Annotated in this window: 10 protein-coding genes; 6 read left to right on the plus strand and 4 right to left on the minus strand. The window is 70.7% G+C overall.

Features of this window, described 5'->3' with window-relative positions; all coding sequences use genetic code 11:
* Window positions 1-488: PfkB family carbohydrate kinase (locus N5I75_RS12290; RefSeq protein ID WP_476676743.1), on the minus strand; the 488-nt coding region annotated here is incomplete at its 3' end.
* Between the two features lie 152 nt (window positions 489-640).
* Here N5I75_RS12290 and N5I75_RS12295 point away from each other — a divergent pair.
* The 3 genes from N5I75_RS12295 to N5I75_RS12305 all read left to right on the plus strand — a co-directional run bounded on the left by N5I75_RS12295 (window position 641) and on the right by N5I75_RS12305 (window position 3,248).
* Window positions 641-1,567 (plus strand): sugar phosphate isomerase/epimerase family protein, encoded by a 927-nt coding sequence (locus tag N5I75_RS12295; RefSeq protein WP_476676744.1) that lies wholly within the window; start codon window positions 641-643, stop codon window positions 1,565-1,567.
* Window positions 1,568-1,579: 12 nt separating this feature from the next.
* On the plus strand, window positions 1,580-2,614 hold the full coding sequence (locus N5I75_RS12300; RefSeq protein WP_476676745.1) for a helix-turn-helix domain-containing protein: 1,035 nt from the start codon (window positions 1,580-1,582) through the stop codon (window positions 2,612-2,614).
* Between the two features lie 433 nt (window positions 2,615-3,047).
* Window positions 3,048-3,248 carry a helix-turn-helix transcriptional regulator gene (locus tag N5I75_RS12305; protein WP_476676746.1) on the plus strand — a complete coding sequence of 67 codons (201 nt, stop codon included), beginning with the start codon at window positions 3,048-3,050 and terminating at the stop codon, window positions 3,246-3,248.
* A gap of 124 nt (window positions 3,249-3,372) precedes the next feature.
* Here the strand turns inward: N5I75_RS12305 and N5I75_RS12310 are convergent, their stop codons facing one another.
* Window positions 3,373-4,413 (minus strand): zinc-binding dehydrogenase, encoded by a 1,041-nt coding sequence (locus N5I75_RS12310; RefSeq protein WP_476677031.1) that lies wholly within the window; start codon window positions 4,411-4,413, stop codon window positions 3,373-3,375.
* Window positions 4,414-4,543: 130 nt separating this feature from the next.
* Between N5I75_RS12310 and N5I75_RS12315 the strand changes: the two genes are divergently transcribed.
* From N5I75_RS12315 to N5I75_RS12325, 3 genes are all read left to right on the plus strand, one after another.
* Window positions 4,544-5,494 carry a PrsW family intramembrane metalloprotease gene (locus N5I75_RS12315; protein ID WP_476676747.1) on the plus strand — a complete coding sequence of 317 codons (951 nt, stop codon included), beginning with the start codon at window positions 4,544-4,546 and terminating at the stop codon, window positions 5,492-5,494.
* A gap of 88 nt (window positions 5,495-5,582) precedes the next feature.
* On the plus strand, window positions 5,583-5,861 hold the full coding sequence (locus N5I75_RS12320) for a heavy-metal-associated domain-containing protein (RefSeq protein ID WP_476676748.1): 279 nt from the start codon (window positions 5,583-5,585) through the stop codon (window positions 5,859-5,861).
* Window positions 5,862-5,938: 77 nt separating this feature from the next.
* A complete protein-coding gene (locus N5I75_RS12325; protein WP_476676749.1) occupies window positions 5,939-8,233 on the plus strand; it encodes a heavy metal translocating P-type ATPase in 2,295 nt (764 codons plus the stop codon).
* Between the two features lie 479 nt (window positions 8,234-8,712).
* Here N5I75_RS12325 and N5I75_RS12330 read toward each other — a convergent pair whose 3' ends face one another.
* Window positions 8,713-10,014 carry a citrate synthase gene (locus tag N5I75_RS12330; RefSeq protein ID WP_476676750.1) on the minus strand — a complete coding sequence of 434 codons (1,302 nt, stop codon included), beginning with the start codon at window positions 10,012-10,014 and terminating at the stop codon, window positions 8,713-8,715.
* 199 nt (window positions 10,015-10,213) lie between these two features.
* The gene (gene recD2, locus N5I75_RS12335) at window positions 10,214-12,511 is read right to left on the minus strand and encodes an SF1B family DNA helicase RecD2 (protein WP_476676751.1); all 2,298 of its coding nucleotides are present in this window, start codon (window positions 12,509-12,511) and stop codon (window positions 10,214-10,216) included.
* Between the last annotated feature and the right edge of the window lie 51 nt (window positions 12,512-12,562).

A 12,562-nucleotide genomic window follows, 5' to 3' on the forward strand; every position in this document is an offset into this window, starting at 1 on the left:
GCGGAATCCGCCCGGTGCGCGAGAGCGCCGAGCGTCGCCGAGCGGCTGGGCTCCGCGCTCAGCCCCGTACCGGTCACCCAGAAGATCCGCGCGGAGCGCACCGCGTCGAGGTCCAGTTCGTCCGCCTCGATGGCCAGGTCGGGCGCCTTCGGACGGCGGTAGAAGTAGAGCGGGAAGTCGTCGGGGGGGAAGATTTCGCAGAAGGTGAGGGGGGTCGTCAGTTCCGGCACCGGTGTCACCCAGCGCGCGTCGACACCGAACCGGGCCAGTTCCTCGCGCAGGTAGTCGCCGAACGGGTCCCGCCCCGTACGGCTGATCGTGGCGGTGCGCAGGCCGAGCCGCGCCGCCGCGACCGCCACGTTCGTCGAGGAGCCGCCCACGAACTTGCCGAACGTGTCGACGTCCGCGAGTCTCCGGCCCGCCTGCAACGGATACAGGTCCACCCCGATGCGGCCCATGGTGATCAGATCGAACTCGTCCCGGGCCATGCGGTGTTCCCTCCGTGTCGTGTGCGGCAGAACCTCGGCAGCCTCGTGAGCCTCCTGCCAGATCTAGCCCGTGCCGGAGACCCTGTCAATGTTTTGTCCGGACATTCGGACCACGCCTTGACACCGTTCCGCCGCCCCTCAAGGCTTGCCCCATGACGACCAGGACGAAGAGGACGAACAGGACGACCAACCCCCGTATCCGCGTCGGCTCCGCCCCCGACTCCTGGGGCGTCTGGTTCCCCGACGATCCCCGTCAAGTCCCCTGGCAGCGTTTTCTCGACGAAGTCGCCGAGGCCGGTTACGAGTGGATCGAGCTCGGCCCGTACGGATACCTGCCCAGCGATCCGCGCGTCCTCGTCGAGGAGACCGGGCGGCGCGGGCTCAGCGTCTCCGCCGGCACCGTCTTCACCGGGCTGCACCACGGGCCCGCCGTCTGGGAGCGGACCTGGGAGCACGTCGCGTCCATCGCCGCCCTCACCCGCGACATGGGCGCCGCCCATCTCGTCGTCATCCCCTCCTTCTGGCGCGACGACAAGACCGGGGAGGTTCTCGAAGGGGACACGCTCAGCGCCGAGCAGTGGAGGCATCTCGCCGACGGCACCGAGCGGCTCGCCCGTGAGGTGCGCGAGCGGTACGGGCTCCAGGTCGTCGTCCATCCTCATGCCGACACCCATATCGACACCGAGGAGAACGTCGCCCGCTTCCTCGACGCCACCGACCCCGACCTCGTCTCACTGTGCCTGGACACCGGACATTACGCGTACTGCGGCGGCGACAGCGTCAAGCTGATCCGCACCTACGGAGAGCGCATCGGCTATCTGCATCTCAAGCAGGTGGACCCGGCGGTCCTGGCCGGGGTGCGTGAGCGCGGTACGCCGTTCGGACCGGCCGTGGCCGAGGGCGTGATGTGCGAACCGCCGCGCGGCGTACCAGAGTTGGAGCCCGTGCTCGCCGCCGCCGCCCAGCTCGACGTCGACCTCTTCGCCATCGTCGAGCAGGACATGTATCCCTGCGAACCGGAGCGTCCGCTGCCGATCGCGCGGCGTACGCGGGGCTACCTCAGGTCGTGCGGCGTGTAGCAGTATCGGTGGATGAGTTCTCGCACCACGAGTTCCTCAGCGACCCATGCCCGGATCACGGCCCGGCCGGCCGTCAGTCCCGCCGACCGTCCCGCCGCCCGGCCCGTCGTGCGGCCCCTCCGCTGCCCGGACGGCACCTGGGAGACCGCGTCCGCCCGGCCGCACCCCCGGCTGCGCCCCGGTGTCATCGGCTACCGCGGCTTCCGGCTCGACTTCCCCGGGCCGCGCGCCCGCCTGGAGGCGCCGATCGGCGCGGTGACGCTGATGCTCGGCTTCGAGGGGTCGGTGCGCATCACCGAGGCGACCGGCGGCTGGGTCGGGGTCCGCGACGGCAAGGCCGCCGGCGCCCGGCCCGCCGGGCTGCGCACGGCCGAGCTGTCCACCGTCCTGTCCGGCATGTCCACCACACCCGTACTCGGTGAGCACGACGGCCGGCTCGCCGGGATCGAGGTCCTGCTGACCCCCTGGGCCGCCTTCACGATCTTCCGCACCGCCCTGCACGAACTGTCCGGCTGGCGCGTGCACCCGGACGAGCTGGGCGCTCTCCCCGGCAAGGCGGCCTCCGATGAACTGGCTGAGCGACTAGGCGAGTTGTCCTCCTGGCGGGCGCGGTTCCATGTGCTCGACGAGACGCTCGCGCGCTGGCTGGCGTCCGGGCCGCGGTGCGCGAGCGGCACGGTGCACGCCTGGTACGCGCTCACGCACAGCGGCGGCTCCGCGCCCGTCTCGCAGATCGCCGAGCAGGTCGGCTGGGGCGTACGGCACCTGGAGAACCGGTTCCGCGAGCAGATCGGCCTGACCCCGAAGGCCGCCGCCCGGGTGCTGCGGCTGCAACGGGCCCGGCGCCTGCTCTGCGCCGGCAGCACCCAGGCCGAGACCGCGGCGGCCTGCGGCTACTACGACCAGGCCCATCTGAGCGGCGAGTTCAAAGCCATGACCGGGTGCACGCCCCGCGAGTTCGCCCGCGCGCGCGGCCTCCGTACCGATCCGGGCGGGCCGCCCGCCACGGACCGCCTCGCGGGCGAGGCCACCAGCCTCGTGCTGTGACACCCGAGCCGACCCGTCACGACCGCTCCAGCAGTGCGGTTTTCTCCAAGACCCGCGATCCGTGCTGACGGCACCCTTGTCCCTTCGGGCCACGCAACCGGGGGGATGCGGGGGATGGTGGGCCGGGCCGGATGCAGGGGGCCCGGCCCATCACGCATGATCCGCCCCTGGCCCTGATCAGTCGGGCACAGGGGCTTGTCTTCTGTCCCCTTCCGCGCCCGGGTATGCGCCCGCCGCGTGCCCCGATTGCTTCATTCGCGTAACAAACGCCCCTTTCCTGCTACACATGTCCCGCATACGCAGGTTCTGCGTCACAGGAGTCCCACAGGCCCTCCCCTCACCTCAAGACACCTCGTTCTCGGGTCGAAGGTGGGTGATCGTCGGCGGCCACCCCCGCGCCGCCGTCGCGACACCCGTCAGGGAGGAGCCACTGATGACCGACCGCAGGCTCTGGTCGTACAAGGAGATCGCCGCGCACATCCGGGTCCAGCCCGACACCGTCCGCTCCTACCGCAAACACGGCCTGCTGCCACCCCCCGACCACGTGGAGAACGGCAAGCCCTACTGGTACGCCGACACGGTCCGGGCATGGGTCGCCTCACGCCCCCGGAACCGCGACCGTTCGAGAGAGTGAGCCGATACGAGGAAGGGGCGCCGCTCAGGCGCCCCTTCAGGGGCACGGGGCTGTGTCCATCAGCGGCTTCGCCGCGGGGCGCGAGCCACTACGACGCATCGGAAGAGCCCCACGCTCGAATCCCCTACCGCGCGAACGGCTCGATCACGGTGACCCCGGCGGCCCCACCCCCCGTCCCCATGGACGCAAGCGCAGCCCCCGCCTCCCCCAGCGAAACCGTCGACGTCACCAACAACTCCGGTCGCAACACCCCACCCCGCACCAGCTCCAGCATCCCCGGATACGCGTGCGCCGCCATCCCGTGACTGCCGAGCAACTCCAGCTCCCAGGCGAGCGCCCGCCCCATCGGCACCACCGGGTCCTCGGGCAGCAGACCCACCTGTACGTGCCTCCCCCGACGCCGCAGCCCGTTCACGGACGCCGCGCACGTCGCCGCCGAACCGAGCGCGTCCAGGGAGAGGTGAGCGCCGCCGCCGGTCAACTCCCGTACGGCGTCCGCCACATCCTCCGTCGCGTCCGCGTCCACGCAAGCCGCCGCCCCGAACCTCCTGGCCAGCTCCAGCGCGCCCGGCGCGACGTCCACCGCCACCACCCGCGCCCCGGCCGCCGCCGCGATCATCACGGCCGACAACCCGACGCCGCCACAGCCGTGCACCGCCACCCACTCCTCCGCCGCGACCCGGCCCTGCTGCACGACCGCACGGAACGCGGTCGCGAACCGGCAGCCGAGCGCCGCCGCCGTCGTGAAGGCCATCCTGTCCGGTACGGCCACGAGGTTGACGTCGGCGTGGTCGAGCGCCACGAACTCGGCGAACGAGCCCCAGTGCGTGAACCCGGGCTGCGTCTGCCGCTCGCACACCTGCTGGTCCCCGGCCGCGCACGCCGCGCACCGGCCGCAGGCGCAGACGAACGGCACCGTCACCCGGTCCCCGGCCCGCCACCCGCGCACGTCGGCGCCCACCTCCTGCACCACCCCGGCGAGTTCGTGGCCGGGGACGTGGGGCAGCACGATGTCCGGGTCGTGGCCCTGCCAGCCGTGCCAGTCGCTGCGACACAGGCCCGTCGCCTCCACCCGTACGACGACGCCGTGCGGCGCCGGGGCCGGGTCCGGCACCTCACGCACCCCGGCCGGCCCACCGAACCGTTCGAACACGACGGCGCGCATCATCCACCCACCTGCCTTCCCCGTCGGCCCGCCGGTCCACTGGCCCCATGACATCCAGGGCCGCGACGGGCGACATATCAGTCAATTAACTAAACTTCCGGCACATCGGTACAGGCAGGAGGGAACCGTCTTGACGCGCCCGCAGCCCCCCGGATCACCCAGAGCCCACATCCCCCAACAGCCCCTGCCGCCGGGACCGCAGGTCCGCGCCGGTCTCTGGAAGCGGTGCCTCTGGGGCGGCCTGGGCCTGTGGGTCCTGACAGCGCTCGTCACGTACGCCACGAAGAACACCACCCTCCTCCCGACCCTCATTCTCCTCGGCAGTTTCCTCGTCCCGGCGGTCTTCGTGCTCTGGGCGTACGAGCGGCACGGCCGCGACCTCGGGGTGCATCTGATCCTCGGCTGCTTCCTGGTCGGCGGCGTCCTCGGCGTGCTCGGCGCCTCCGTCATGGAGTACTACCTGCTGCACCCCTCGGTGTGGATGTTCGTCGGGGTCGGTCTCATCGAGGAGGCCGTCAAGCTCCTCGCCCTGATGTACGTGCTGCGCCGCCATCCCCGCATCCGGGGGCTGCGCGCCGGGCTCGTCCTGGGTGCCGCGGTCGGCTTCGGCTTCGCCGCGTTCGAGAGCGCGGGCTACGCGTTCAACGCCGCGGTCACCATGCAGGGCATCGACCTGCGCTCGCTCCTGGAGACCGAGGTGCTGCGCGGGCTGCTCGCCCCGTTCGGGCACGGCCTGTGGACAGCGATCGCCGGTGCGGTGCTCCTCTCGTACCGCAGGCCGGACGGGCGCTTCCGGTTCGCGGGCCCGGTCGTCCTCACGTACGCGGGTGTCGCCCTGCTGCACGCCCTGTGGGACTCGATGCACGGGATCGCGCTGTGGCTGGTGGTCCGCCTGACCAGTACGAGCCTGGGCCTCGACCGCGCCCTGTTCGCCGAGGGGTACCTGCCCGCGCCGACCAGCGCGCAGAAGCATCTCTTCACGCTCTTCTCGGTCGGCGGGCTCGTGCTCGTCTCCCTGCTCGGGATCGTCTGGGCGCGTTCGCTCGCGCGCCGCGATCCTTCTTGGAGTAGTACCCCCTAGGGGTATACAGTCGGGTGGGTCAGCGCGGGTCAGAAGGTGCCGGGGGTACCCGGTCTTCTCACCCCGGCCTTCCAGCTAGGAGAACGACATGAGCGCGCAGACCGAGCTCCACCAGACCGGCACCGACGGCGCGGCCGCACCCGCCGCCGGCGGCTCCGTCACCACCGTCTACGAGGTCAAGGGCATGACGTGCGGGCACTGCGAGGGCGCGGTCGCCAGTGAGCTCGGCGAGCTCGACGGCGTCTCCTCCGTGCAGGCGGTCGCCGCCTCCGGCCAGGTCACGGTGGTCTCCGCGGCCCCGCTCGACGAGGAGGCCGTCCGCGCCGCCGTCGACGAGGCCGGGTACGAGCTCGTCGGCAAGGCCTGACAGCGGCTCGACGCGAACGGTCCTGACCGGGCCGGGCCCCAGCGGGCCGGCCCGGCCGCCGTACCCTCGACAGCACCATGACGGACGCGCCCCTCACCGACGTCGACCTCGCCCTCGGCGGCATGACCTGCGCCGCCTGCTCCGCCCGCATCGAGAAGAAGCTGAACCGCCTCGACGGCGTGACGGCGACGGTCAACCTGGCCACGGAGAAGGCGAAGATCTCCTGCGCCCCCCACGCCGACATCACCGAGCAACTTCTCATCGACACAGTCACCAAGCTGGGCTACACCGCTCACCCCATCAACGAGGCTTCAACCGAGCCGCCCAGGGGCGCGGGGAACTGCGCGACCAGCCACGACGCACCTGCGGTCGGCAACGAAACCGGCACCCCCACGGCGAGTGGCACCCCCGTCGGCCAGCGCCTGAAAATCTCCGCCGCGCTGACCATCCCGGTCATCCTCATGGCCATGACCCCAACGCTCCAGTTCGACAACTGGCAGTGGCTCTCCCTCACCCTGGCCGCCCCGGTCGTCATCTGGGGCGGCCACCCCTTCCACCGCGCCGCGTGGACCAACCTCCGCCACGGCGCCGCGACCATGGACACGCTCGTCTCCCTCGGGACGCTCGCCGCGTTCGGCTGGTCGCTGTGGGCGCTGTTCCTCGGGGACGCGGGGATGCCGGGGATGCGGCACGGGTTCACGTTCGTCACGGAGGGGGCCGACGCGTCCTCCACCATCTATCTGGAGGTGGCGTCGGGCGTCGTCACGTTCATCCTGGTGGGCCGGTACCTGGAGGCGCGGGCCCGGCGCAGTGCGGGCGCCGCGCTGCGGGCGCTGCTCGACCTCGGCGCGAAGGACGTCGCCCTGATCGGCGCGGACGGCGTCGAGGTGCGGGTGCCCGCCGACCGGCTGGCGCCGGGCGACCGGTTCGTCGTACGGCCCGGGGAGAAGATCGCCACGGACGGCACGGTCGTCGAGGGCGCGAGCGCCGTCGACGTCTCCCTCCTCACCGGGGAGTCGATCCCCGTGGAGGTGGGGGTGGGGGACGCCGTGACCGGGGCGACCGTCAACGCGGGTGGGCGGATCGTCGTCGAGGCGACCCGGGTCGGCGCCGACACGCGGCTCGCGCACATGGCCCGGCTCGTGGAGGACGCGCAGACGGGCAAGGCGCGGGTGCAGCGGCTCGCCGACCGGGTGTCCGCCGTCTTCGTTCCGGTCGTCGTCGCGATCGCCCTGGTGACGCTGGTCGTGCGGTGGTCGGTGAGTGGTGACGTCACCGCCGCGTTCAGCTCGGCCGTCGCCGTGCTGATCATCGCCTGCCCGTGCGCCCTCGGGCTCGCCACGCCCACCGCGCTCATGGTCGGTACGGGCAGGGGCGCGCAGCTCGGCATCCTCATCAAGGGGCCCGAGGTCCTGGAGGCGACCCGTGCGGTCGACACCGTCGTCCTCGACAAGACGGGGACGGTCACCACCGGGCACATGTCACTGCTCGCCGTCCGCCCCGCCGAGGGCGTCGACGAGAAGGAGCTGCTGCGGCTCGCCGGTGCCGTGGAGCACGCCTCCGAGCATCCGGTGGGGCGGGCCGTCGCCGCCGGCGCCGTGGAGCGTGCGGGTGAGCTGCCGGCGGTGGAGGGTTTTCGCGGGGTTCCGGGGCTCGGGGTGCGCGGCAGTGTCGAGGGTCATGTCGTCCTCGTCGGGCGGGAGCGCCTCCTTACCGAGCACCGGATCCCCGTGCCGGACGCGCTCGCCGCGGCGCTGCGGGACGCCGAGGCGGAGGGCGGGACGGCCGTCGTGGTCGCCTGGGACGGGGTGGCCCGGGGCGTCCTGACCGTGGCCGACGCCGTGAAGGAGTCCAGTGCGCGGGCCGTCGCCGAACTGCGGGCGCTCGGCCTCACGCCCGTGCTGCTGACCGGGGACAACCGGGCCGCCGCCGAGGCCGTCGCGCGGGCCGTCGGAATCGCGGCCGGTGACGTGATCGCCGAGGTGCTGCCCGAGGAGAAGGTGGAGGTCGTCCGGCGGCTGCGGAGCGAGGGGCGCGGGGTCGCCATGGTGGGTGACGGGGTGAACGACGCCGCCGCCCTGGCCACCGCCGATCTGGGGCTCGCCATGGGGACCGGCACCGACGCGGCGATCGAGGCGGGCGATCTGACGCTCGTACGCGGTGATCTGCGGGTGGCGGCCGACGCGATCCGGCTCTCCCGGCGGACCCTCGCCACGATCAAGGGCAATCTCTTCTGGGCCTTCGGCTACAACTGCGCCGCGCTGCCGCTGGCCGCCGCCGGACTGCTGAATCCGATGATCGCGGGGGCCGCGATGGCCTTCTCCTCGGTCTTCGTGGTCACAAACAGCCTGCGACTTCGGAGATTCACTTAGGAAGTCCTGGACCTCCACACAATCCACACGGCACAATTGCAGCAACCTCACGCGTGAGGTTCGGATCGGCATATCGGACCTCTTGCGTACACACGGGACATAAGCAAGAGACGCAGATCACAGAGATGAGAACGTAACCCTTTGCCGGTCCCGTGAGTCTAAGGAGGCGATGCAGGAACGTCTTGGGGGGCGTTGCCGCATCGACGGGACCGTCTTGGGGGACGGGACCGACTGCGTTGGCCGGGGCACGTGCACCGGGGAGCTTGAGCGGCCACCCGTGCGTACGTGTTCCGGCGGCCACCGCGGCCGACGCAGAACACACAGACGCCCGGCCGGATCCCGTGGGGGGAATCCGAACCGGGAAAAGGAGAGCGCCCCGACTGTCGACCCGTGGGGGGATCGACAGGGGGGCGCTCTCCGCTATCCGCTCTTCGCGGGGCCCGCGGACAACCGCGGGCCCGAGGGGGCCTCAGTGAGGCTCAGCGCTCCTCGACGGGGACGAAGTCCCGCTCGACGACGCCCGTGTAGATCTGGCGCGGGCGGCCGATGCGCGAGCCCGGCTCCTTGATCATTTCCTGCCACTGGGCGATCCAGCCCGGGAGGCGACCGAGGGCGAACAGGACCGTGAACATCTCGGTCGGGAAGCCCATGGCCCGGTAGATCAGGCCGGTGTAGAAGTCGACGTTCGGGTAGAGCTTGCGCTCGACGAAGTAGTCGTCGGCCAGCGCGTGCTCCTCCAGCTTCAGCGCGATGTCGAGCAGCTCGTCGGACTTGCCGAGCGCCGAGAGGACGTCGTGCGCCGCCGCCTTGATGATCTTCGCCCGGGGGTCGAAGTTCTTGTAGACGCGGTGCCCGAAGCCCATGAGCTTCACGCCGTCTTCCTTGTTCTTCACCTTGCGGATGAAGGTGTCGACGTCGCCGCCGGCGGCCTGGATGCCTTCCAGCATCTCCAGGACCGACTGGTTGGCGCCGCCGTGCAGCGGGCCCCAGAGCGCCGAGATGCCCGCTGAGATCGAGGCGAACATGTTGGCCTGCGAGGAGCCGACCAGGCGCACGGTGGACGTCGAACAGTTCTGCTCGTGGTCCGCGTGCAGGATGAGCAGCTTGTCGAGCGCCGAGACGACGACCGGGTCCAGCTCGTACTCCTGGGCCGGCACGGAGAACGTCATGCGCAGGAAGTTCTCGACGTAGCCGAGGTCGTTGCGCGGGTAGACGACCGGGTGGCCCTGCGACTTCTTGTACGCGTAGGCGGCGATCGTCGGAAGCTTGGCGAGCAGGCGGATCGTCGAGAGGTGGCGCTGCTTCTCGTCGAACGGGTTGTGGCTGTCCTGGTAGAAGGTGGACAGCGCGGAGACCACGGACGACAGCATGGCCATCGGGTGGGCGTCGCGCGGGAACCCGTCGTAGAACCGCTTGACGTCCTCGTGCAGCAGGGTGTGCTGCGTGATGTCGTTCTTGAAGGTGGAGAGCTCGTCGACGGTGGGGAGCTCGCCGTTGATCAGCAGGTACGCCACCTCGGTGAAGGTGGAGCGCTCGGCCAGCTGCTCGATCGGGTAGCCGCGGTAGCGCAGGATGCCCTGCTCGCCGTCCAGATAGGTGATCGCGGATTTGTAGGCGGCGGTGTTGCCGTATCCGCTGTCGAGGGTCACCAGTCCTGTCTGGGCCCGGAGCTTCCCGATGTCGAAGCCCTTGTCGCCGACGGTGCTGTCGATCACCGGGTAGGTGTACTCGCCGTCGCCGTACCGCAGTACTACAGCGTCGTTGTTGGTCTGCTCGCTCACGTCTCGTCCCTCACCGACGTAGTGCCTCTTCTTCGAGGTGCCCTGACTGTCTCTACCATCCCCCACTTGGCCCAGCAGAGTGCACTCGGGGTCGTCCATTGGGCCTATTGACGGCACTGAGTGCCGCCAACCTGCTCATCCTGCCCCCTTCGCCCTGGTTCCGGAAGTGCCGTGTGAGCTTTGCGACGAATTTGATCGATCAAAATTCTTGAAGCGTGGCCCCTGCCAACCGGAAATCGAGTGCGGTACAGCGTCTTCCTGCCGAAACCGTGCGTACCGCCTGCCCTAGAGCCTTGCGCGAACCGACCAGGACCACCAGCTTCTTCGCCCGGGTGACCGCCGTGTAGAGCAGGTTCCGCTGGAGCATCATCCAGGCCCCGGTCGTGACCGGGATCACGACACACGGGTACTCGCTGCCCTGTGAGCGGTGGATCGTGACGGCGTAGGCGTGCGTCAGCTCGTCCAGCTCGTCGAAGTCGTACGGGACCTCCTCGTCCTCGTCGGTGAGCACCGTCAGCGTCTGCTCGTCGGTGTCGAGGGAGGTGACGACACCGACCGTGCCGTTGAAAACGCCGTTGGCACCCTTCTCGTAGTTGTTCCTGATCTGCGTGACCTTGTCCCCCACGCGGAAGACCCGGCCGCCGAACCGCTTCTCGGGCAGCTCCGGGCGGCCCGGGGTGATCACCTGCTGGAGCAGCCCGTTGAGCGTGCCCGCGCCGGCCGGGCCGCGGTGCATCGGGGCGAGCACCTGGACGTCCCGGCGCGGGTCGAGGCCGAACTTGGCGGGGATGCGCCGCGCGGCGACGTCGACGGTCAGCCGCCCGGCCTCCTCGGTGTCCTCCTCGACGAAGAGGAAGAAGTCCTTCAGCCCCTGGGTGAGGGGTGGCGTGCCCGCGTTGATCCGGTGGGCGTTGGTGACGACGCCGGACTCCTGCGCCTGCCGGAAGATGCGGGTCAGGCGAACGGCCGGGATGGGGCTGCCCTCGGCCAGCATGTCGCGCAGCACCTCGCCCGCGCCGACGCTCGGCAGCTGGTCCACGTCGCCGACGAAGAGCAGGTGGGCGCCGGGCGGGACGGCCTTGACCAGCTTGTTGGCGAGGAGCAGGTCGAGCATGGACGCCTCGTCGACCACGACCAGGTCGGCGTCGAGCGGCCGGTCCTTGTCGTACGCGGCGTCGCCGCCCGGCTTCAGCTCCAGGAGGCGGTGGACGGTGGAGGCCTCGGCGCCGGTCAGCTCGGCGAGGCGCTTGGCGGCCCGCCCGGTCGGCGCGGCGAGCACCACTTTCGCCTTCTTGGCGCGGGCCAGCTCGACGATCGAGCGGACGGTGAACGACTTGCCGCAGCCGGGCCCGCCGGTCAGCACGGCGACTTTTCGGGTCAGCGCGAGCTTGACGGCTTCTTTCTGCTCGGGCGCGAGATCGGCGCCCGTACGGTTGGCGAGCCAGGTAAGGGCCTTGTCCCAGACCACGTCGCGGAAGGCGGGCATCCGGTCCTTCTCGGTGCGGAGGAGGCGGTTGAGCTGGGCGGAGAGGGACAGCTCCGCGCGGTGGAAGGGGACGAGGTAGATGGCGGTGACGGGTTCACCGTGCTCGCCGGGGACCTGTTCCCGTACGACGCCGGGCTCGCCGGAGTCCTCGTCGGGAAGGGCGAGTTCGGCGAGGCACTCGATGACGAGCCCGGTGTCGACCTGGAGCAGTTTCACGGCGTCGGCGATGAGCCGCTCCTCGGGGAGGAAGCAGTGCCCTTGATCGGTGGACTGGGAGAGGGCGTACTGCAGCCCGGCTTTGACGCGCTCGGGGCTGTCGTGCGGAATGCCCACGGACTGGGCGATGCGGTCGGCGGTGAGGAAGCCGATGCCCCACACGTCGGAGGCGAGCCGGTAAGGCTGGTTGCGTACGACGCCGATCGACGCGTCCCCGTACTTCTTGTAGATACGCACGGCGATGGAGGTGGAGACGCCGACGCTCTGCAGGAAGACCATCACCTCCTTGATCGCCTTCTGCTCCTCCCACGCGTCGGCGATCTTCTTGGTCCGCTTGGGGCCGAGGCCCGGCACCTCGATGAGCCGCTTCGGCTCCTGCTCGATGATGTCGAGGGTGTCGAGGCCGAAGTGCTGGGTGATGCGGTCGGCGAAAACGGGGCCGATGCCCTTGACCAGGCCGGACCCGAGGTAGCGGCGGATGCCCTGGATGGTGGCGGGCAGGACGGTGGTGTAGTTCTCCACGGTGAACTGCTTGCCGTACTGGGGATGCGAGCCCCAGCGGCCCTCCATCCGCAGCGACTCCCCCGCCTGCGCGCCGAGCAGCGACCCGACGACGGTCAGCAGGTCGCCGCCGCCTCTGCCGGTGTCGACGCGGGCGACGGTGTAGCCCGTGTCCTCGTTGGCGTACGTGATCCGCTCGAGGACCCCTTCAAGTACCGCCAAGGGCCGGGCGCCGCCCTGGCCACTCTGGCCACTCCGGCCGCCCTGGCCGCCCTGCGCCTGCTGGTTCGCCATGATCCGACGGTATCGGTGGGGTACGACAACGGGGCCCTCGCCGGGGTTTTC

Source organism: Streptomyces sp. R818 (genome assembly GCF_056172735.1).